The organism is Pseudomonas sp. CYM-20-01, assembly GCF_023169845.1.
Lineage (GTDB): Bacteria > Pseudomonadota > Gammaproteobacteria > Pseudomonadales > Pseudomonadaceae > Aquipseudomonas > Aquipseudomonas azotoformans.
This window is the reverse complement of the sequence record NZ_AP025169.1, coordinates 720,106-739,767: the sequence shown is the minus strand read 5'-3', so window position 1 is coordinate 739,767 and position 19,662 is coordinate 720,106. Positions and strand designations below refer to the sequence as shown.

The 19,662-nt window shown below is 61.3% G+C and carries 12 protein-coding genes; 5 read left to right on the top strand and 7 right to left on the bottom strand.

Annotated features, from left to right (window positions below; translation table 11 throughout):
• Position 1: 1 nt before the first annotated feature.
• Both waaF and glnE read right to left on the bottom strand, forming a co-directional pair.
• Positions 2 to 1,036, bottom strand: a complete 1,035-nt coding sequence (gene waaF, locus M2497_RS03250; RefSeq protein WP_248485816.1) for a lipopolysaccharide heptosyltransferase II — start codon at positions 1,034 to 1,036, stop codon at positions 2 to 4.
• 54 nt (positions 1,037 to 1,090) lie between these two features.
• Positions 1,091 to 4,030 (bottom strand): bifunctional [glutamate--ammonia ligase]-adenylyl-L-tyrosine phosphorylase/[glutamate--ammonia-ligase] adenylyltransferase, encoded by a 2,940-nt coding sequence (gene glnE / locus M2497_RS03245; RefSeq protein WP_248485815.1) that lies wholly within the window; start codon positions 4,028 to 4,030, stop codon positions 1,091 to 1,093.
• 383 nt (positions 4,031 to 4,413) lie between these two features.
• Between glnE and aceE the strand changes: the two genes are divergently transcribed.
• The 4 genes from aceE to msrA all read left to right on the top strand — a co-directional run bounded on the left by aceE (position 4,414) and on the right by msrA (position 12,441).
• A complete protein-coding gene (aceE, locus tag M2497_RS03240) occupies positions 4,414 to 7,059 on the top strand; it encodes a pyruvate dehydrogenase (acetyl-transferring), homodimeric type (protein WP_248485814.1) in 2,646 nt (881 codons plus the stop codon).
• 11 nt (positions 7,060 to 7,070) lie between these two features.
• Complete coding sequence (gene aceF / locus M2497_RS03235) at positions 7,071 to 8,711, top strand: dihydrolipoyllysine-residue acetyltransferase (RefSeq protein WP_248485813.1); 1,641 nt, start codon at positions 7,071 to 7,073, stop codon at positions 8,709 to 8,711.
• A gap of 315 nt (positions 8,712 to 9,026) precedes the next feature.
• Entirely contained in the window at positions 9,027 to 11,720 is a 2,694-nt protein-coding gene (locus tag M2497_RS03230; protein ID WP_248485812.1) for a GGDEF and EAL domain-containing protein, read from the top strand.
• A 73-nt stretch (positions 11,721 to 11,793) separates the two neighbouring features.
• Entirely contained in the window at positions 11,794 to 12,441 is a 648-nt protein-coding gene (gene msrA / locus M2497_RS03225) for a peptide-methionine (S)-S-oxide reductase MsrA (protein WP_248485811.1), read from the top strand.
• 135 nt (positions 12,442 to 12,576) lie between these two features.
• On the opposite strand, the gene rlmJ is transcribed toward msrA, so the two are convergent.
• Positions 12,577 to 13,413: a 23S rRNA (adenine(2030)-N(6))-methyltransferase RlmJ gene (gene rlmJ / locus M2497_RS03220; RefSeq protein ID WP_248485810.1), complete on the bottom strand. Its 837-nt coding sequence runs from the start codon at positions 13,411 to 13,413 to the stop codon at positions 12,577 to 12,579.
• Between the two features lie 174 nt (positions 13,414 to 13,587).
• Between rlmJ and M2497_RS03215 the strand changes: the two genes are divergently transcribed.
• Positions 13,588 to 14,865 carry an aminotransferase class V-fold PLP-dependent enzyme gene (locus M2497_RS03215; RefSeq protein WP_248485809.1) on the top strand — a complete coding sequence of 426 codons (1,278 nt, stop codon included), beginning with the start codon at positions 13,588 to 13,590 and terminating at the stop codon, positions 14,863 to 14,865.
• Here M2497_RS03215 and M2497_RS03210 read toward each other — a convergent pair.
• The 4 genes from M2497_RS03210 to M2497_RS03195 all read right to left on the bottom strand — a co-directional run bounded on the left by M2497_RS03210 (position 14,851) and on the right by M2497_RS03195 (position 19,603).
• Complete coding sequence (locus M2497_RS03210; RefSeq protein ID WP_248485808.1) at positions 14,851 to 15,534, bottom strand: DUF4123 domain-containing protein; 684 nt, start codon at positions 15,532 to 15,534, stop codon at positions 14,851 to 14,853. The two genes, M2497_RS03215 and M2497_RS03210, sit on opposite strands and share 15 nt — an antisense overlap.
• 26 nt (positions 15,535 to 15,560) lie before the next feature.
• Positions 15,561 to 17,534 (bottom strand): type VI secretion system tip protein VgrG, encoded by a 1,974-nt coding sequence (locus M2497_RS03205; RefSeq protein ID WP_248485807.1) that lies wholly within the window; start codon positions 17,532 to 17,534, stop codon positions 15,561 to 15,563.
• Between the two features lie 205 nt (positions 17,535 to 17,739).
• Positions 17,740 to 19,224, bottom strand: a complete 1,485-nt coding sequence (gene putP / locus M2497_RS03200; protein ID WP_058423520.1) for a sodium/proline symporter PutP — start codon at positions 19,222 to 19,224, stop codon at positions 17,740 to 17,742.
• Positions 19,214 to 19,603, bottom strand: coding sequence for a hypothetical protein (locus tag M2497_RS03195; RefSeq protein ID WP_248485806.1), 390 nt, complete (start codon positions 19,601 to 19,603; stop codon positions 19,214 to 19,216). The genes putP and M2497_RS03195 overlap by 11 nt, the downstream gene beginning before the upstream one ends.
• Positions 19,604 to 19,662: the final 59 nt, after the last annotated feature.

Sequence of the window (19,662 nt, the reverse complement as noted above, 5' to 3'; positions counted from 1 at the left end):
ACTATCGGACCTCGACCGCAGAGCCCTGCAACCGCTGCAAGGCTTCGTTCACCGGCTGCGGCAGCAATTGGCGCATACAGTTGTAGTGGCCGAAGCGGCAGGTACGGTCAAAACACGGGCTGCACTCCAGGCCCAGGCGCACCACTTCGACCTGATCGGCCAGCGGCGGCGTGAAGCCCGGCGAGGTGGAGCCGTACACCGCCACCAACGGGCGGTTCAGCGCAGCCGCCACGTGCATGAGGCCGGAGTCGTTGGACACCACCGAATCGGCACAGGACAGCAGGTCGATGGCCTCGGCCAGGGACGTGTCGCCACTGAGGTTCACTGCCTCTTCGCGCAGGCCGGGAATCAGGCGCTGGCGAATGTCTTCACCCACCGGATGGTCCTTCTTCGAACCGAACAGCCACACCTGCCAGCCTTCACGGATCTTCGCCTCGGCCACCTTCGCGTAGTGCTCCGACGGCCAGCGCTTGGATTCGCCGAATTCGGCGCCGGGGCACAAGGCCAATACCGGGCGGTCCAGGGTCAGGCCGAACTTGGCCAGGGCCGCGTCGCGGCTCGCCGGGTCGATCTGCAGGCTCGGGCGCGGATACGGCTTGGGCAACTCGGCACCCGGCTCGTAGGCCAGGGCCATGAACCGTTCGATCATCAGCGGGTAGCGGGCTTTGTCGAGTGTGCGCACGTCGTTGAGCAGCACGTAGCGGAACTCGCCACGCCAGCCGGTGCGCTTGGGGATGCCGGCAAAATACGGCACCAGCGCCGACTTGAGCGAGTTGGGCAGCAGGATCGCCTGGTCGTACTCACCCGCCAGGGATTTACCGATGCGACGGCGGGTCGCCAGTTCCAGGGCGCCGTGGCCGAGCGGGAAGCTCAAGGCCTTGCGCACCTCGGGCATGCGCTCAAGGATCGGGCGACTCCACTCGGGGGCGAGCACGTCGATCTGGCAGTCCGGGTAACGCACGCGCAGGCACTGGAACAGTGTCTGCGCCATTACCATGTCACCGACCCAACTGGGCCCAACGATCAGAATATTCATGTAGTTTCCACAAACGATGCGGGGAGGCTTATGCCTCCCCGCCGTAATAGTGTTTCAGCTCAACTCCAGCGCCTGCCAGATTCGCATCACCTGGCGCCGTTCGTCGGCGAACTGATCCCCGGCCACCGTACCGGCCTCGTTCTGCAAGGCCTGGCGGTGCGCGGCGGATCGGTAGGCCTTATACACCTCGCGCAGCAGATGGGCATCGGCGGCGGGCATCAAGCCCACCTGCTCCAGGCCTTCCAGAATGCGGATATTGTCGGTGTAGCGCAGCAACGATGGATGCTGCGCAGACCACGCCAGAGCCGCGTATTGCACCATAAATTCAATATCGACGATACCTCCGGCGTCCTGCTTGAGGTCGAACAGCGCCGTGGCTTCGAAGGCATTGGCGCCGGTGCCGGCCGCCGTGCCCTTGGTGCCCAGGTTGTCACGCATCTTGGCGCGCATCTCGCTGACCTCCTGGCGCAGCTTCGCCAGGTCCCGTTCCTGTCCCAATACGTTCGCCCGTACCTGCTCGAACGCCTGGCCCACATCCTGGCTGCCCACCAGCACCCGCGCCCGGATCAGGGCCTGATGCTCCCAGGTCCAGGCTTCATTTTGTTGATAGCGCTCAAACGCGCCCAATGAACTCACCAGCAAACCGGATGCGCCGGAAGGTCGCAGGCGCATGTCCACTTCATACAGTTGGCCCGAGTTGGTCTGGGTGGTCAGCAAATGAATGATGCGCTGGCCCAGGCGCGTGAAGAACTGCGCACCGTCGATGGGCTTGGCGCCATCGGTCTCGGCCTGGGGGTCACCGTCGTGGATAAACACCAGGTCCAGGTCCGAACCATGCCCCAGTTCGATGCCGCCGACTTTCCCATAACCGACAATGATGAAGCCAGGATCGCACAGGGTGCCGTCCAGGCGCTGCGGCGAGCCGTGTCGCGCCACGGTCTGGCGCCAGGCCAGGGCCAGCACTTGTTCGAGGATGGCTTCGGCGAGCCAGGTCAGGTAGTCGCTGACCTTCATCAGCGGCAGGCTGCCGGCGATTTCCGAGGCGGCCACGCGCAGGCGGTGGGCCAGCTTGAAGTGCCGCAAGGCTTCCATCTGTTGTTCAAGGTCGTCTTCCGGGATGCGCGTCAGGCGCTCGCGCAACTCGGCGGCCAGCTCCGGCGCCAACGGCGGCTTGAACAGGCGGCCTTCGTTGAGCAATTCATCGAGCAACAGCGGGAAGCGCGTGATCTGCTCGGCGATCCACGGGCTGGCGGCGCACAGGGTCAGCAGGCGGCGCAGGGCATCGGGGTTTTCCGTGAGCAGCACCAGGTAGGCGGAACGTCGGGCGACGGCTTCCACCAGCGGCAACACGCGCTCCAGCACCAGGTCCGGGTTGGCGTGTTCGACCGCTTGGGCAAGCAGACGCGGTATAAACGCATCCAACCGCTCGCGCCCCAAGCGCTGCATGGCGCGCAGTTGCGGGCTGTTGCGCAGGCCGGCCAACGCCTTGAGGGCCTTGGCCGCGTCGGTAAACCCACCTTCGGCCAACTGACGGCAGGCCGCCTCTTCATCTTGGGACTCTTCCCACAGCGGCAACCACTCACCGCCCACGACCAACTCGCTTTCTTCGCCCTCTTCTTCGTCCGGATCGGCAATCACTTGGCGGAAGTGCCAGTCCACCCGGCCACGCCAGTACATCAGGCGCTCGTGGAACACAGCCCAGTCGGCAAAACCCAACATAAAGGCAATGCGCGCCTGGTCTTCGGGGCTGTCCGGGAGCATTTGTGTCTGGCGGTCGGCAATCGCCTGGATCGCGTGTTCGGTGTAACGCAGGAATTCGTAGCCATTGCGCAACTCGGCAATCACCGCCGGTGGCAGATAGCCCTGGCCTTCCAGAGTGCCGAGCACCTTGAGCAACGGGCGCTGTTGCAGGCTCAGGTCGCGCCCACCGTGAATCAATTGGAATGCCTGGGCGATGAACTCCACTTCGCGGATACCGCCCGAGCCCAGCTTGATGTTGTCGGCCATGCCTTTGCGCCGCACTTCCTGCTGGATCAACTGCTTCATGGTGCGCAGCGCTTCGATGGCGGAGAAGTCCAGGTAGCGGCGATAGACGAACGGCCGCAGCATGTCGAGCAATTGCGCACCGGCCGCCTGGTCGCCGGCGACAACCCGCGCCTTGATCATGGCGTAGCGTTCCCAGTCGCGGCCCTGGTCCTGGTAATACTGCTCCAGCGCGTTGAAGCTCAGAACCAGCGCACCGGCTGAACCGTAGGGGCGCAGGCGCATGTCGACGCGGAACACGAAGCCGTCGACGGTCATCGGGTCGAGGGCCTTGATCAATTTTTGACCAAGCCGGATAAAGAACTCCTGGTTATCCAGGGCGCGCTTCACACCCACCGTCTCGCCGCCTTCCGGGTAGGCGAAGATCAAGTCAATGTCCGACGACAGGTTCAACTCCACCGCACCGAGCTTGCCCATGCCGAGAATGACCATGTGCTGCGGCTCGCCGCTGCGTCGGCCGGTGGGCGTGCCGAACTGTACGCAGTGGCGTTGGTACAGCCACTGGTAGGCCTGGTCGATGCAGGCGTCGGCCATGTCGGAGAGGTCGCGGCAGGTTTGCACCAGGTCGGCCTGACGGGTCAGGTCGCGCCAGATGATGCGCACTTGCTGGCGTGTGCGCTGGCGACGCAAGACACGGCCCAGTTCATCTTCTGTTTCGGCTTGTTGCACGGCGCCAGCAATCTGCCCACACAGCTCGCCAGGCGCAAAACCTCGATCCAGTTCGCCCCAGGCGGCCAGTTCAAGCAACATCAAAGGGTCACGAACACTCTGTTCAATGACGAAATCACTGGCGGCGCACACGCGGGCGAAGTCGGCCCACCGTTGCGGCGTCCACGCAGAAAGTCCATGATCATCGTCCAGCGCGGCCACTGCGTCACGAAATGACTGCTCGGCCCGCTGGGCTTTTGGCAAGAGAATGGCCGGGAGTTGGGCCAGTGTTGGAAGGCTCATGGTCTATCCTTGATCGGCGTGTAATTGGCTACGTGTTGTGAACGCAAGAACCACGCTCTATGAAGGACTGTCGAACAAAGGTTAGAAATAGCTGAAATTAATTTCATTTTGGCAGCCAACATCAAACTTTCACCTTTTCTTGTTCGCAAAAGATCAACAATAACGATTATGCTCACCAGCCAGACCGAGCCATACGCTCAGTCTTGTGTAGTTTTACTACTCGTATATACATTCGAAAGGCTGAAATGGCCGACGATTTGTAGTAAAACTACAGGACGCCGAAGCAACCTTCGGCCATCCAAGAATTTATGTCGTCTGCCCACAAGGCCAGTCGCAAACTTCAGGCAACCGATTCTGGTAGCCTTTCCGCCCTGGAGCAAGCCATGCAAGACCTCGATCCCGTCGAAACCCAGGAATGGCTGGACGCCCTGGAATCGGTTCTCGACAAAGAAGGCGAAGACCGTGCTCACTACCTGATGACCCGTATGGGCGAACTCGCGACCCGCAGCGGCTCGCAACTGCCTTACGCCATCACGACGCCATACCGCAACACCATCCCCGTTACCCACGAAGCACGCATGCCTGGCGACCTGTTCATGGAACGCCGCATTCGCTCGCTGGTACGTTGGAACGCCATGGCGATGGTAATGCGCACGAACTTGAAAGATTCGGACCTGGGCGGTCACATCTCCAGCTTCGCTTCCAGTGCAACCCTGTATGACATCGGCTTCAACTACTTCTTCCAGGCCCCGACCGACGAACACGGCGGCGACCTGATCTACTTCCAGGGCCACACCTCGCCAGGCGTCTACGCCCGTGCGTTCATGGAAGGCCGCATCACCGAAGAACACATGAACAACTTCCGCCAGGAAGTGGACGGTAACGGCCTGTCGTCGTACCCGCACCCTTGGCTGATGCCTGATTTCTGGCAGTTCCCGACCGTTTCCATGGGGCTGGGTCCAATTCAAGCGATCTACCAGGCACGCTTCATGAAGTACCTGGAAGCCCGTGGCTTCATCCCTGAAGGCAAGCAGAAGGTCTGGTGCTTCCTGGGCGACGGCGAGTGCGACGAGCCGGAATCCCTGGGCGCCATCTCCCTGGCCGGCCGCGAGAAGCTGGACAACCTGATCTTCGTCATCAACTGCAACCTGCAGCGCCTCGACGGCCCGGTTCGCGGCAACGGCAAGATCATCCAGGAACTTGAAGGCGTATTCCGCGGCGCCCAGTGGAACGTGACCAAAGTCATCTGGGGCCGTTTCTGGGACCCACTGCTGGCCAAGGACGTCGACGGTATCCTGCAGCGTCGCATGGACGAAGTCATCGACGGCGAGTACCAGAACTACAAGGCCAAAGACGGCGCGTTCGTCCGCGAACACTTCTTCAACACGCCTGAACTCAAGGCGATGGTTGCCGACCTGTCCGACGACGAGATCTGGAAACTCAACCGTGGCGGCCACGACCCGTACAAGGTCTACGCGGCGTACCACGAAGCGGTGAACCACAAGGAACAACCGACCGTCATCCTGGCCAAGACCATCAAGGGTTATGGCACCGGTGCCGGCGAAGCGAAGAACACTGCGCACAACACCAAGAAAGTCGATGTCGACAGCCTGAAGTTGTTCCGTGACCGCTTCGACATCCCGGTCAAGGACGAAGAGCTGGAAAACCTGCCGTTCTTCAAGCCGGAGCCAAACAGCGCCGAAGCCCGTTACCTGGCCGAACGCCGCGCCGCGCTGGGTGGTTTCGTGCCACAACGCCGTGCGCAGAGCTTCAGCGTACCGACGCCGGACCTCAGTACCCTCAAGGCCATCCTTGACGGTTCGGGCGACCGTGAAATCTCCACCACCATGGCCTTCGTGCGCATCCTGGCGCAGCTGGTCAAGGACAAGGAAATCGGCCCGCGCATCGTCCCGATCATCCCGGACGAAGCCCGTACCTTCGGTATGGAAGGCATGTTCCGTCAGTTGGGCATCTACTCCTCCGTCGGCCAGCTCTACGAGCCAGTCGATAAAGACCAGGTGATGTTCTACAAGGAAGACAAGAAGGGCCAGATCCTCGAAGAAGGCATCAACGAAGCGGGCGCCATGAGCTCCTTCATCGCTGCCGGTACTTCGTACTCCAGCCACAACCAGCCGATGCTGCCGTTCTACATCTTCTACTCGATGTTCGGCTTCCAGCGTATCGGCGACCTGGCTTGGGCAGCAGGCGACAGCCGTACCCGTGGCTTCCTGATCGGCGGCACCGCCGGCCGTACCACGCTGAACGGCGAAGGCCTGCAACACGAAGACGGTCACAGCCATATCCTGGCTGCCACCATCCCGAACTGCCGCACCTTTGATCCAACCTACGGCTACGAGCTGGCGGTGATCATCCAGGACGGCATGAAGAAGATGACTGAAGAGCAGCAGGACGTTTTCTACTACATCACCGTGATGAACGAGTCCTACCAGCAGCCAGCCATGCCGGCCGGTGTCGAGGAAGGCATCATCAAGGGCATGTACCTGCTCGAAGAAGACACCAAGGAAGCGGCGCACCACGTCCAGCTGATGGGCTCCGGCACCATCCTGCGCGAAGTGCGTGAAGCGGCTAAGATCCTGCGTGACGAGTTCAACGTCGGCGCCGATGTGTGGAGCGTGACCAGCTTCAACGAACTGCGTCGCGATGGCCTGGCCGTAGAGCGTCACAACCGCCTGCACCCTGGCCAGAAGCCACAGCGCACCTTCGTTGAAGAGTGCCTGACCGGCCGTAAAGGCCCGGTGATCGCTTCGACCGACTACATGAAACTGTTTGCTGAACAAATTCGCCAGTGGGTCCCGTCCAAGGAATTCAAAGTCCTGGGCACCGACGGTTTCGGCCGCAGTGACAGCCGCAAGAAGCTGCGTCACTTCTTCGAAGTTGACCGTCACTTCGTGGTGTTGGCAGCCCTGGAAGCCTTGGCTGACCGTGGTGAGATCGAACCGAAGGTGGTGGCTGACGCTATCGTCAAGTTCGGGATCAACCCGGAAAAACGCAACCCACTGGACTGCTGAGGAGATTTTTTGTGAGCGAACTCATTCGCGTACCTGACATCGGCAGCGGTGAAGGTGAAGTAATCGAGCTGTTTGTGAAGGTCGGCGACACCGTCGAAGCCGACCAGAGCATCCTGACCCTGGAGTCGGACAAGGCGAGCATGGAAATCCCTGCTCCCAAGGCCGGCGTGGTCAAGAGCCTGAAAGTGAAGCTGGGCGACCGCCTGAAAGAAGGCGACGAACTGCTGGAGCTGGAAATCGAAGGTGCCGCTGATGCGGCCCCTGCGGCGGCTCCTGCTGCCGCTGCTGCACCAGCGCCTGCTGCTGAAAAACCTGCTGCCGAGGCCGCTCCGGCCCCGGCAGCTGCACCTGCCGCCGCCAGCGTCCAGGACATTCATGTCCCGGACATCGGCTCGTCGGGCAAGGCCAAGATCATCGAGCTGCTGGTCAAGGTCGGCGACACCGTCGAAGCCGACCAGTCGCTGATCACCCTGGAGTCCGACAAGGCCTCCATGGAAATCCCTTCGCCGGCTGCCGGCGTGGTGGAAAGCATCGCGGTCAAGCTGGAAGACGAAGTCGGCACCGGTGACTTCATCCTCAAGCTGAAAGTACAAGGCGCTGCGCCGGCCGCCACGCCAGCACCGGCTGCTGCTCCGGCCGCCAAGGCTGAAGCGGCTCCGGCTGCTGCACCTGCACCTGCTGCAAAAGCCGAGGCTGCTCCAGCCCCTGCTGCTGCCGCACCTGCGCCAAGCGGTGCCAAGGTTCACGCCGGCCCTGCCGTGCGTCAGCTGGCCCGTGAGTTCGGCGTTGAGCTGAATGCTGTGTCGGCCACCGGCCCGCACGGCCGCGTGCTGAAGGAAGACGTGCAGGTCTACGTCAAGGCCATGATGCAGAAAGCCAAGGAAGCGCCAGCTGCTGGCGGCGCTACCGGTGGTTCGGGCATTCCGCCGATCCGCACCGTCGACTTCAGCCGCTTCGGCGAAGTCGAAGAAGTGCCGATGACCCGCCTGATGCAAATCGGCGCGGCCGGCCTTCACGCCAGCTGGCTGAACATCCCGCACGTGACACAGTTCGACCAGGCCGACATCACCGACCTGGAAGCTTTCCGCGTTGCGCAGAAAGCCGTGGCCGAGAAAGCCGGCGTGAAACTGACCGTGCTGCCGCTGCTGCTCAAGGCCTGTGCCTACTTGCTCAAGGAGCTGCCGGACTTCAACAGTTCGCTGGCGCCAAGCGGCAAGGCGATCATTCGCAAGAAGTACGTGCACATCGGCTTTGCGGTCGACACCCCGGATGGCCTGCTGGTACCGGTCATCAAGAACGTCGACCAGAAGAGCCTGCTGCAGCTCGCTGCCGAAGCCGCCGCACTGGCTGCCAAGGCCCGCGACAAGAAGCTCACCCCGGACGACATGCAGGGTGCATGCTTCACCATCTCCAGCCTCGGGCACATTGGCGGCACTGGCTTCACGCCAATCGTCAACGCGCCGGAAGTGGCGATCCTGGGTGTGTCCAAGGCGACTATCCAGCCGGTTTGGGACGGTAAAGCGTTCCAGCCGAAGCTGATGCTGCCGCTGTCGCTGTCCTACGATCACCGTGTGATCAACGGCGCCGCCGCTGCGCGCTTCACCCAGCGCCTGGGCCAAGTGCTGAACGATATCCGCACTATCCTGCTGTAAGCCGCCACGGCCTCCTCTTCACAGAGGAGGCCTGGCTGCATCGATTTTCGAGCGCCACGCTCGTACCTCAACCCCGCCACTTGGCGGGGCTTTTTTTGCCGGTTTTCAGGCAAGAAGCTGGACGCGCAAAACAGGTTTGTACACCTTCCATCACCTCGATTGCAGAAATCCCTTCTACAGCCGATAACCCCCTTATAGCACTTAGCCTTCATCCTCTCTTGTCAGCCCGCGCCGCATGATGCAACCTTGCCGCAGGCAACAGAAAAGAGGGCGCGAGCCCGGCGCAGTGCGCGTAATTTCAAGTGAGTTTCCCCCATGAAAAGCCAGCCCGATGTCGCCCGTATGGCGGCCGAGGTAGTGACGCAGTTACCGGTGCCTTCGCGCCTCGGTATGCTGCGTTTCGAGCGGCTGAATGAGGCAAGCTGGGCCCTCCTTTACCTCGACCCTAACTGCGAGCGCCAATTCGGCCTGCCGGCTGTCGAGCTGTGCGCGCTGATCGGCACCCCATACGCCAGCCTGATGGAGCCCCAGGCGCGCTATCAACTGCACGACACCATCCAGCAGCAACTGACCCAGAGCCCGCATTACCTGGTGCGCTATACCCTGCACACCAGCGACGGCCCGCTGAGTCTGCTGGAAATGGGTGAGGCCTATAAACAACACAATCGCCACTTGCTGCGCGGCTACCTGATGGTGGTTGACGGCCTGTTCAGTGAGATCCCCACTGCCGCACCCACGGCAGACCTGGAAAACCAGAACAGCCGCCTGCAGATCGCCCTGGAACTCAACCAGCGCGCCCAGCAGGAACAGTTGCAGCATCTGGAGCGGGTGCGCGCCCAGCAGGAACTGATCCTGCTGCTGGCCCGCCAGCGCTACACCACCCACAATTCATTGCAGGAAGCCGCCGAGCTGATCACCCGCAGCGCCTGCGATATCTACCAAATCGACTGCGCCAGCATCTGGAACCTTGAAGGCCAGCGCCTGGTGCCGATCTCCGCCTATCACCGCGCGGACGGGCAGCACCACTTGCCCGAGCCCATCGACGCCAGCTGTTTCCCGGACTACCTGGAAGCCTTGCACTCCAGCCGGGCCATTGACGCCACCAACGCACTGCGCGACCCACGCACCCGGGAAATGGCCGACAGCCTGCGCGACAAAGACATCCACGCCATGCTCGACGCCAGCATCCGTGTCGATGGTCATGTGGTGGGCGTGCTGTGCCTGGAGCAAAGCGGCAGCACCCGCGCCTGGCAAGCCGATGAAATTGCCTTTGCCGGCGAACTGGCCGACCAGTTCGCCCAGGTGATCAACAACCACAACCGCCGCACCGCCACCAGCGCCCTGCACCTGTTCCAGCGTGCCGTGGAACAAAGCGCCAATGCCTTTCTGCTGGTCAACTGCGACGGCGTGGTGGAGTACGTCAACCCAAGCTTTACCGCGATCACCCAGTACAGCGCCGAAGAGGTCCACGGCCACCGCCTGGCCCAATTGCCAGCGCTGGAGAACCTCAGCGAATTGCTCTTCGACGCACCCTCGAGCCTGGCCAAGAGCAACAGCTGGCAGGGTGAATTCAAAAGCCGGCGCAAGAACCTGGAGCCCTATTGGGGCCAGTTGTCGATTTCCAAGGTGTACGGCGACAACCGCGAGTTGACGCACTACATCGGCATCTACGAAGACATCACCCAGACCAAGCTGGCCCAGCAGCGCATCGAGCGCCTGGCCTACACCGACAACCTGACCAACCTGGGCAACCGTCCGGCGTTCATCCGCAACCTCGATGAACGCTTTGCCCGTGACAGCGACAGCCCGATCAGCCTGCTGCTGGTGGACATCGACAACTTCAAGCGCATCAACGACAGCCTCGGCCACCAGACCGGCGACAAGCTGCTGATCAGCCTGGCTCGCCGCCTACGCAACAGCCTGAGCACCGGCGGCAGCCTGGCGCGCTTTGCCAGTAACGAGTTTGCGGTGTTGCTCGACGACACCGACCTGGAAAGCGGCCAACTGGTGGCCAGCCAATTGCTGGCGACCCTCGACAAGCCGATGTTCGTCGACAACCAATTGATCAGTGTCACCGGCTCCGTCGGTCTGGCCTGCGCGCCACTGCATGGCCGCGACCCGCAGACCCTGATGCGCAACGCCGGCCTGGCCCTGCACAAGGCCAAGGCCAATGGCAAACACCAGGTGCAGATCTTTACCGAAGCACTGAATGCCGAGGCCAGCTACAAGCTGTTCGTGGAGAACAACCTGCGCCGCGCCCTCACCCAGAACGAACTGGACGTGTTCTACCAGCCCAAGCTGTGCCTGCGCAGTGGCCGTCTGCTCGGCATGGAAGCGCTATTGCGCTGGAACCATCCGGAAAAGGGCATGATCCGCCCCGACCAATTCATCAGCGTGGCTGAAGAAACCGGCCTGATCATCCCCATCGGCAAATGGATCGCACGCCAGGCCTGCCGCATGAGCCGACAGTTGACCGCCGCTGGCATGGGTAACTTGCAGGTGGCGATCAACCTGTCGCCCAAGCAGTTTTCCGACCCGGACCTGGTGGCCTCGATTGCCACGATCCTCAAGGAAGAACAACTGCCGGCCAACCTGCTGGAGCTGGAGCTGACCGAAGGCCTGCTGCTGGAAGCCACCGAAGACACGCGCCTGCAGCTAGATCAATTGAAGAGCTTCGGCCTGACCCTGGCCATGGACGACTTCGGCACCGGCTACTCGTCGTTGAGTTACCTGAAAAAATTCCCCATCGATATCATCAAGATCGACCGCAGCTTCATCCACGAAATCCCGGACAACCAGGACGACATGGAAATCACCTCCGCAGTGATCGCCATGGCCCACAACCTCAAGCTCAAGGTGGTGGCCGAGGGCATCGAGACCGCCGAGCAACTGGCGTTCCTGCGCCGGCACCGTTGCGATGTGGGCCAAGGCTACCTGTTCGACCGGCCGATCCCCGGCGCCGAGCTGCTGGCGATGCTCAAACGCTACCCGCGCGGGCCAATCGCCTGACAGCGCTGTAACACTCGGGCACACTGGAGGTCTCAATCTTTATTGCTAACTCAACCTGACGAGAGGACTGATCATGGTCTTGCGCTCGGAAATTCTGGTGAACAAAAACGTGCTGCCTACTCAAGAACAAGCTCTGCCTGGCCGTGAAACCCCGATGGCATTGCCGGAGACGCACTTCGTCAATGGCAACCCGCTGCTGGGCCCGTTCCTCGATGATGTCGGCTTTGCAATCTTCGGCCTGGGTTGCTTCTGGGGTGCCGAACGCCGGTTCTGGCAGCGCGATGGCGTGGTCAGCACCGTGGTCGGTTACGCCGGCGGCTACACGCCGAATCCAACCTATGAAGAAGTCTGCTCGGGCCTGACCGGCCACAGCGAAGTGGTGCTGGTGGTGTATGACCAGGCCAAAGTGAAATACGAAGATTTGTTGAAAATGTTCTGGGAACTGCACAACCCGACCCAGGGCATGCGCCAGGGCAATGACATCGGCAGCCAGTACCGTTCGGTGATCTATGCGACCACCCCGGAACAACTGGCGGCGGCGCAGGCCAGTGCCGAGGCGTATCAGGGAGAACTGACCAAGGCGGGGTTGGGTGCGATCACCACGGAAATCGCAGAAGCACCGACGGTGTACTTCGCCGAGGCGTATCACCAGCAGTACCTGGCGAAGAATCCGCAGGGCTATTGCGGGATCGGCGGCACCGGCGTGACCTGCCCGATCTGAAGCCGACACGGGTCAAAATGTGGGAGGGGGCTTGCCCCCGATGGCAGTGTGTCAGTCAGTACATCTGTAACTGACAGATCGCTATCGGGGGCAAGCCCCCTCCCACATTGTTTTTATATATGCCTGTAGATCCGGTTATTCAGCGATCAGCCAATCCATCTGCCACCCACCCTGGGTCTGCCCAAGCTTCTTGGACAGCCACGGCAGCAGCTCACGCAGTTCCTCTTCCAGCCCCCATGGCGGGTTGGCGATGGCCAGGCCCGAGCCGGTCAGGGTGTTGGGGGTGTCAAGCGGATGCACCAGCAACTCCACCCGCAGCAACTTCGGCGCACCGGTGCCAGCCAGGTCCTGGTAGAAGCGGCGCAACAGGCGCTGGTCCTTCACCGGGTACCAGATCGCCGCGACGGTCTGGCGCATGCGGCCCACGGCTTCCTTGAGGGAGGCGGCGCAGCGTTGCATCTCGTCGAGCTTTTCGAACGGCGGGTCGATCAGCATCAGCGCGCGTTTTTCCGGCACCGGCAACAGCGCGCGCGGTACGTGCCAGCCATCGCCCAGGTGCACTTTGACGCGGCGGTCACCCTTCATGTTGTCCTTGAGCAACACACCGTCTTCCGGGTGTTTCTCATTGAGCAGCACGCGGTCCTGAGAGCGCGTCAGGCGCCGCGCCAGTTCCGGCGAACCGGGGTAATAGCGCAACTCGCCATCCGGGTTCATCTCATGCAGCACGCGCATGTAATCGGCGGTCAACGGTGGCAGTTCGCTTTCGCCCCACAGGCGAGCGATGCCTTCCAGGTACTCACCGGTGCGGTTGGCCTGGTCGCCCTGCAGGTCGTACAGACCGATCCCGGCATGGGTGTCGAGGTAGGCGAACGGCTGCTCCTTGCGCGACATCAGGGCGATGAGGCGGGTCAAGGTCAGGTGTTTGAAGACATCGGCATGGTTGCCGGCGTGAAAGGCGTGACGATAATTCATGGTTGCTCCTGCGCAGGGGGCGAAGTTTACCTTTTACGCGAGCGTTGGTGCAGAGCAACGTGCCGGGCGGTGCTTATATCGAAAAGACAGGTATCCACCTGAAAAAAGTCTAAATATCAGCCATGACTCGGACTTATTGTGGCGATCCACACTCCAGGGAGGTCCATCACCATCATGAAAGACGCCACCATTGCACTGCACCACGGCTTCACCTCAGACCCGACCACCAAGGCCGTGGCCGTGCCGATCTACCAGAATGTCGCCTTCGAATTCGACAACGCCCAGCACGGTGCCGACCTGTTCAACCTGGACGTGCCCGGCAATATCTACACGCGGATCATGAACCCCACCAATGACGTGCTGGAGCAGCGCATCGCCGCGCTCGAAGGCGGTATCGCAGGCCTGGCGGTGTCCGCCGGCAGCGCGGCGATCCACTATGCGATCCAGACGCTTACCCGCGCCGGAGACAATATCGTCACCACCCCGCAGCTTTACGGCGGCACCTACACCTTGTTTGCACACTTGCTGCCCAGTTTCGGCGTCGATGTACGCTTTGCCCGGGATGACTCCGCCGAAGCCATCGCCGAGCTGATCGACGACGACACCAAGCTGGTGTACTGCGAAAGCATCGGCAACCCGGCGGGCAACATCGTAGACCTGCAGGCCCTGGCCAAGGTCGCCCACGCTAGCGGCGTACCGCTGGTGGTGGACAACACCGTGGCCACGCCAATCCTGTGCAAACCCATCATGTTCGGCGCCGATATCGTGGTGCACTCGGTGACCAAGTACATCGGCGGCCACGGCAACTCCCTGGGCGGCGTGATCGTCGACAGCGGCAACTTCCCCTGGACCGACTACCCGCAGAAATTCCCCGGGCTCAACAACCCCGAGCCCGCCTATCACGGCGTGGTCTACACCGAAAAATTCGGCCCCGCCGCCTTCATCGCCCGCGCCCGCACCGTGCCACTGCGCAACACCGGCGCGGCATTGGCCCCGATGAACGCCTTCCTGCTGCTGCAAGGCCTGGAAACCCTGGCCCTGCGGATGGAACGCCACACTGAAAACGCCTTGAAAGTCGCGCAGTTCCTGCAAGGCCATTCCGAGGTAGAGTGGGTCAGTTACGCAGGCCTGCCGGGCCACCCGCACCACGAATTGGCGCAGAAGTACCTGCAAGGCAAACCCTCAGCGATCCTGTCCTTTGGCTTGAAAGGCGGCTATGAGGCCGGCGTGCGCTTCTATGACGCACTGCACATCTTCAAGCGCCTGGTGAACATCGGCGATGCCAAATCCCTGGCCTGCCACCCCGCCTCCACTACCCATCGGCAGATGAACGAACTGGAACAAGCCAAGGCCGGTGTGAAGCCGGAGATGATTCGCCTGTCGGTGGGCATCGAGGCCATTGAAGACCTGCTCGAAGATCTGCAGCAGGCGCTGGGTTCAACTCAGCTCTGAGGCCAGGTAATCAGCCAGCGCTTCATGGCTGATATCCGACCGACGCGCAAAGTAGGCGACCTTGTGCTCCAAGGTCGTCGGCGCAAAAGCTGTGTAGAGGTCGGGGCGCTGCTCTTCGAGCCATTGCAACAGGTTACCGATCAGGGTTTGCGGCGATTGCTCCGCCAAGTGCTCCAGCAAAGGTGCCGGCACCCGCCACCATGGGCTGGCTTTGGCGGCAGTGACTGGGCCAGATGCCCCCGACAGTGGTTGGCCATTGATCAGGTAGCGCTGGAATACCGGCAATATTTCTTCACCCTGCTGTTGAAGGATCGGCAGAAACTGCGCCCCATCCCAAAAGCGCAAGAACACCTCCTGCCCATCGGCCAGGTACACCTTGGTCAGGCTTTGCAAGTGTGCGACCACCACGTCCAACGAGCTGGACGATACGGCCAGCCAACCCCAATCCGTAGCGTCAGTGGCGGCGGCCCATTCCAGGAACGCGCTCCCTGGATCGACGACGCCCACATAGGGCATCACCTCCTCCCAGGTCGCATAGGCCGTACCGGCCCAAACGGGATGCAAAGGCGCTCCGCTGGCCAGCGTTCGCCACGCATTCAAGGGCTCGGCGTCGCTGGCAGCGCCGAGTACTGCGAAGATCTTTTCACCAGCAAGTAAGGGTTGAAGCATCGACTTAGAGTCCTTCTAGATGGAAGTCAGGTGAGGTCGCACTGGCCGCTCCTGCAACGCTCGCACTCTTGGCAAAACGGTGCGCTGCGTTTCAGGCTGGCAACCTGCACGCGAGAAAGCGGAGCGGGGATCACTGCCAACAGTTTTGCCTTCACTCCCGGCATCAACGGCGCGGCTACAGCAGCGGGCCCACCGCCAGGCTGGATCGGTACGCTGCTGAAAATGCCGCCGGCAGACAGGGTGATCGACTGCCCACCCGCCTGAATCGTGACGGTCGCGCCCGCATCGATGACGATGCTTTGTCCTGCGCTTATCTGGATGGTCTGCCCGGCCCGCACCTGCTGCGAACCGCCCACCACCAGATGGTCGTCCTGCTTGAGCTCGGTCAGGCGGCTGCCATGGTTTATCCGCTGCTCTTCGCCCTGTACTTCATGGTGCGATTCGCCGTCCACCGTCACCCGATGGTCATGCAGCACATGCTGCGTCCAGTCCCGCTGGGCGCGCAGGTAGATTTCCTCGGCGCCCTTTCGATCCTCGATGCGCAGCTCGTTATAGCCACCACCCCCGGGGCTGCTCTGGCTGCGCAAGATGCTGCGGGTTTTGTCCGCTGGCAAATCGAGGGGCACCTGTGTTGCCGCATTGGGCAGGCAACCCATCACCAGCGGCATATCCGGGTCGCCATTGACGAAGCCCACCAGGACTTCCATGCCGACCCGCGGGATCAGTACCGAACCATAACGATCATGGGCCCAACCGCTGGCAACCCTCAGCCAGCAACTGGACTGATCGTTGCGTTCACCGGCGCGGTCCCAGGCGAATTGCACCTTGACCCGGCCGTATTCGTCGCAATGGATTTCACTGTCGGCGGGGCCCGTCACCACTGCGTTCTGGTAACCCGACATGGGCGGCCGCGCCATCATGAGCGGTGTTCGAAACAGCACGTCCCAAGGCGTTACGACAAATTCATTGCGGTAGCCTTGAGAGGATTCATCGCCATACCCTTCAGGGGTAGATTCCTCAAACACCTGAGGTTGCCGCCCAACATGTTGCAACTGGGTGACCAGCCATAAGTCATTCCACTCCTGACGAGGGTGCCCAGCCATCTTCAGGAACTGTCCGGTGACCAACGCCGGTTGGTCGCTATGGCCGCTGGCCTGGCGGTAATCGCTGCGATGACGTTCCAACACGCGTTGCGCCAGGTACTTGCCACGCTCACGATCCACGAAGTGCCCTGGGTAACGCTGGTCGTTCAGCGTGGGTTGCTGCTGGCTGGAGACTGCGCTTTCCAACGTCAGGTTGGGCTTTTTGAAGTCGTAGTCCCGCAGGTTCACATCACTGGTGCGGGTCTTCAGCCGCAGCATAAAGCGCTTGATCGCAGGCCCATCGGCAACCATCCCGGAGCCGGGTGAATACGGCGTGGTGTGCTCCGGCCGCGCAAACACGCTCTGATCGTCGCCAAACACCAACAGGTGGCGCTCGGAGCTGTGCTGGAAGTGATAATGAATGCCCCATTCGGCACACAAGCGCTGAATGAATTCCAGGTCGGTTTCGCCGAACTGAACACAATATTCACACTCGGGGTACTTGCCGCTCAGATGAAACGCGAAGGCATCAGCCTTGATGGCCTGGGCTTCCAATACCTGCGCAATGATCTGGGGCACTGTTTTTTTCTGGAAGATCCGCTGATGAGTGCTGTGCTCCAAATAAGCCAGCTGCGGCACCAGGGTGATCTGATAGCGCGTAAGGCGCCTGCCCGAATCGCCTTGGGCCACCCGATACACCAGGCCATGAATGCCATGGCCGTTAGCATCAAACCCCAGGAACGCCTGACGGTGCATCAAGCTCTCAAGGTCGAGGTCGGGTTGCTCGCTGACCAACTCCAGGTCAAAGCGAAAAGGCAGGCTGATGAACTCACTCCCCATGAATCCATGGACCTTGAATTCACTGGGCGCCCCATCGAGGGACAGGGTAAAGGCACTTTGATTGGCAGGAGCGAACATCCGGTGTTTCTCTGCGAGGGGTAAGGTGGCCGATTCTGCATCACGGCTGCCGTCATCCGAACACGCGCCGGACAAATCAGTAAAACCCTACAAAAACGCGTACGAATCCTCTCTGGGTCTGCGTAAAGCACACGCAAAAAAAGGCCCGCTATCCGTAGGAAGCGGGCCTTTCTTTCAACTCATCAGGCGCTTAACGCCCGGCGAATTACTTGTTGAGGTTGTAGTCTTTTTCCGCCGCATCAAAGCGCTCGACCATACCGGCAGTCGGTGCGCCCAGCTTGCTCACGAAGTAGATCGCGAGGCTGGCGAAGATGAAGCCTGGGATGATTTCGTACAGGCCCAACAGCTCGAAGTGTTTCCACACGATCACGGTGATCGCGCCAACCAGGATACCGGCCAGTGCGCCGTTACGGGTCATGCCTTTCCAGATCACCGAGATCAGCACCACAGGACCGAACGCAGCGCCGAAACCGGCCCAGGCGTAGCTCACCAGGCCCAGTACGCGGTTGTTCGGGTTGGCGGCCAGGCCGATAGCGACCAGTGCCACCAGCAACACCATGGCACGACCGACCCACACCAGCTCAACCTGGGAGGCGGTCTTGCGCAGGAAGGTTTTGTAGAAGTCTTCGGTCAGGGCGCTGGAGCACACCAGCAACTGGCAGCTCAGGGTACTCATCACGGCGGCCAGGATAGCCGACAGCAGCACACCGGCAATCCATGGGTTGAACAGCAGCTTGGCCAGCTCGATGAATACACGTTCGTGGTTTTCGGTCACGGGACCGGCCACTTCCGGGTGTGCCGAGAAGTAGGCGATACCGAAGAAACCCACCGCCACGGTGCCGCCCAGGCACAGGATCATCCAGGTCATGGAGATACGACGCGCCTTGGCAATCGACTTCACCGAGTCCGCCGCCATGAAACGCGCCAGGATATGCGGCTGGCCGAAGTAACCCAGGCCCCAGCCCATCAGCGAGATGATGCCGATGAAGCTGGTGTTCTTCAGCATGTTGAAGTTGTCAGGGTTCTTGGCTTCGATCGCCAGGAAGGTAGTGTCGACGCCACCGGTGGCCAGCAGCACGATGATCGGCGTGAGGATCAGCGCGAAAATCATCAGGGTGGCTTGTACGGTGTCGGTCCAGCTCACGGCCAGGAAACCACCGACGAAGGTGTAGGCAATGGTCGCCGCAGCACCGGCCCACAGGGCGGTCTCGTAGGACATGCCGAAGGTGCTTTCGAACAGACGGGCGCCGGCGACGATGCCGGAAGCGCAGTAAATGGTGAAGAACACCAGGATCACCACGGCGGAGATGATCCGCAGCAGGCCGCTTTTATCTTCGAAACGGCTGGAGAAGTAATCCGGCAGGGTCAGGGCGTCACCGTTGTGCTCGGTCTGGACCCGCAGGCGACCGGCGACGAACAGCCAGTTGAGGTAGGCGCCGACGATCAGGCCGATGGCGATCCAGCTTTCCGACAGGCCGGACATGTAGATCGCGCCCGGCAGGCCCATCAGCAACCAGCCGCTCATGTCGGAAGCGCCAGCCGACAAGGCAGTCACCACGCTACCGAGGCTGCGACCGCCCAGGATGTAATCGGAAAGGTTGTTGGTGGAGCGATAGGCCATGAAGCCGATCAGCACCATTGCTGCGATGTAGATCACGAACGTGATCAGGGTTGGATTACTAACGCTCATAAGAGTGACGCCCTGGCTTTGTTTTTATGTAGCGGCGGTCTGTCAGACGACCACCCACTGGAAGTAGGTAGACGTAGCTGCGTGCCGCGCATTTATGACTGACGTTTCCCCAGGAAAGCCGCCAGCCGATGAACCGAACCTCAGAGGTGGTTGCACCTTGGGCGCGAATGCTATTCAACAAAGCAAATAAGGTGCAACCAGTTTCGCGAGAATAAGTTGCACCTTGATGTGAAATGCGCAAAACACCCGGTTTTTGCTCCTTTTCGGAGCAAGAACAGCCGATCTCAGAAGCAAATGCACCAAGGCGAAGCGGATTCCGTCGAAGGCCGAATTTTTTCCCGACCACGATCGAAAAAATCATGAAGAAAATGGGTTGCACCCGGTTGCACCTCTGCATGCGCAAAGCTAATCTTGCCGCCAGCTGATGCCACTCGGTAG

Coding starts and splice junctions, on each gene's coding strand:
- waaF (WP_248485816.1), bottom strand. CDS start 1,036: ATGAATATTCTGATCGTTGGGCCCAGTTGGGTCGGTGACATGGTAATG.
- glnE (WP_248485815.1), bottom strand. CDS start 4,030: ATGAGCCTTCCAACACTGGCCCAACTCCCGGCCATTCTCTTGCCAAAA.
- aceE (WP_248485814.1), top strand. CDS start 4,414: ATGCAAGACCTCGATCCCGTCGAAACCCAGGAATGGCTGGACGCCCTG.
- M2497_RS03230 (WP_248485812.1), top strand. CDS start 9,027: ATGAAAAGCCAGCCCGATGTCGCCCGTATGGCGGCCGAGGTAGTGACG.
- msrA (WP_248485811.1), top strand. CDS start 11,794: ATGGTCTTGCGCTCGGAAATTCTGGTGAACAAAAACGTGCTGCCTACT.
- rlmJ (WP_248485810.1), bottom strand. CDS start 13,413: ATGAATTATCGTCACGCCTTTCACGCCGGCAACCATGCCGATGTCTTC.
- M2497_RS03215 (WP_248485809.1), top strand. CDS start 13,588: ATGAAAGACGCCACCATTGCACTGCACCACGGCTTCACCTCAGACCCG.
- M2497_RS03210 (WP_248485808.1), bottom strand. CDS start 15,534: ATGCTTCAACCCTTACTTGCTGGTGAAAAGATCTTCGCAGTACTCGGC.
- M2497_RS03205 (WP_248485807.1), bottom strand. CDS start 17,534: ATGTTCGCTCCTGCCAATCAAAGTGCCTTTACCCTGTCCCTCGATGGG.
- putP (WP_058423520.1), bottom strand. CDS start 19,224: ATGAGCGTTAGTAATCCAACCCTGATCACGTTCGTGATCTACATCGCA.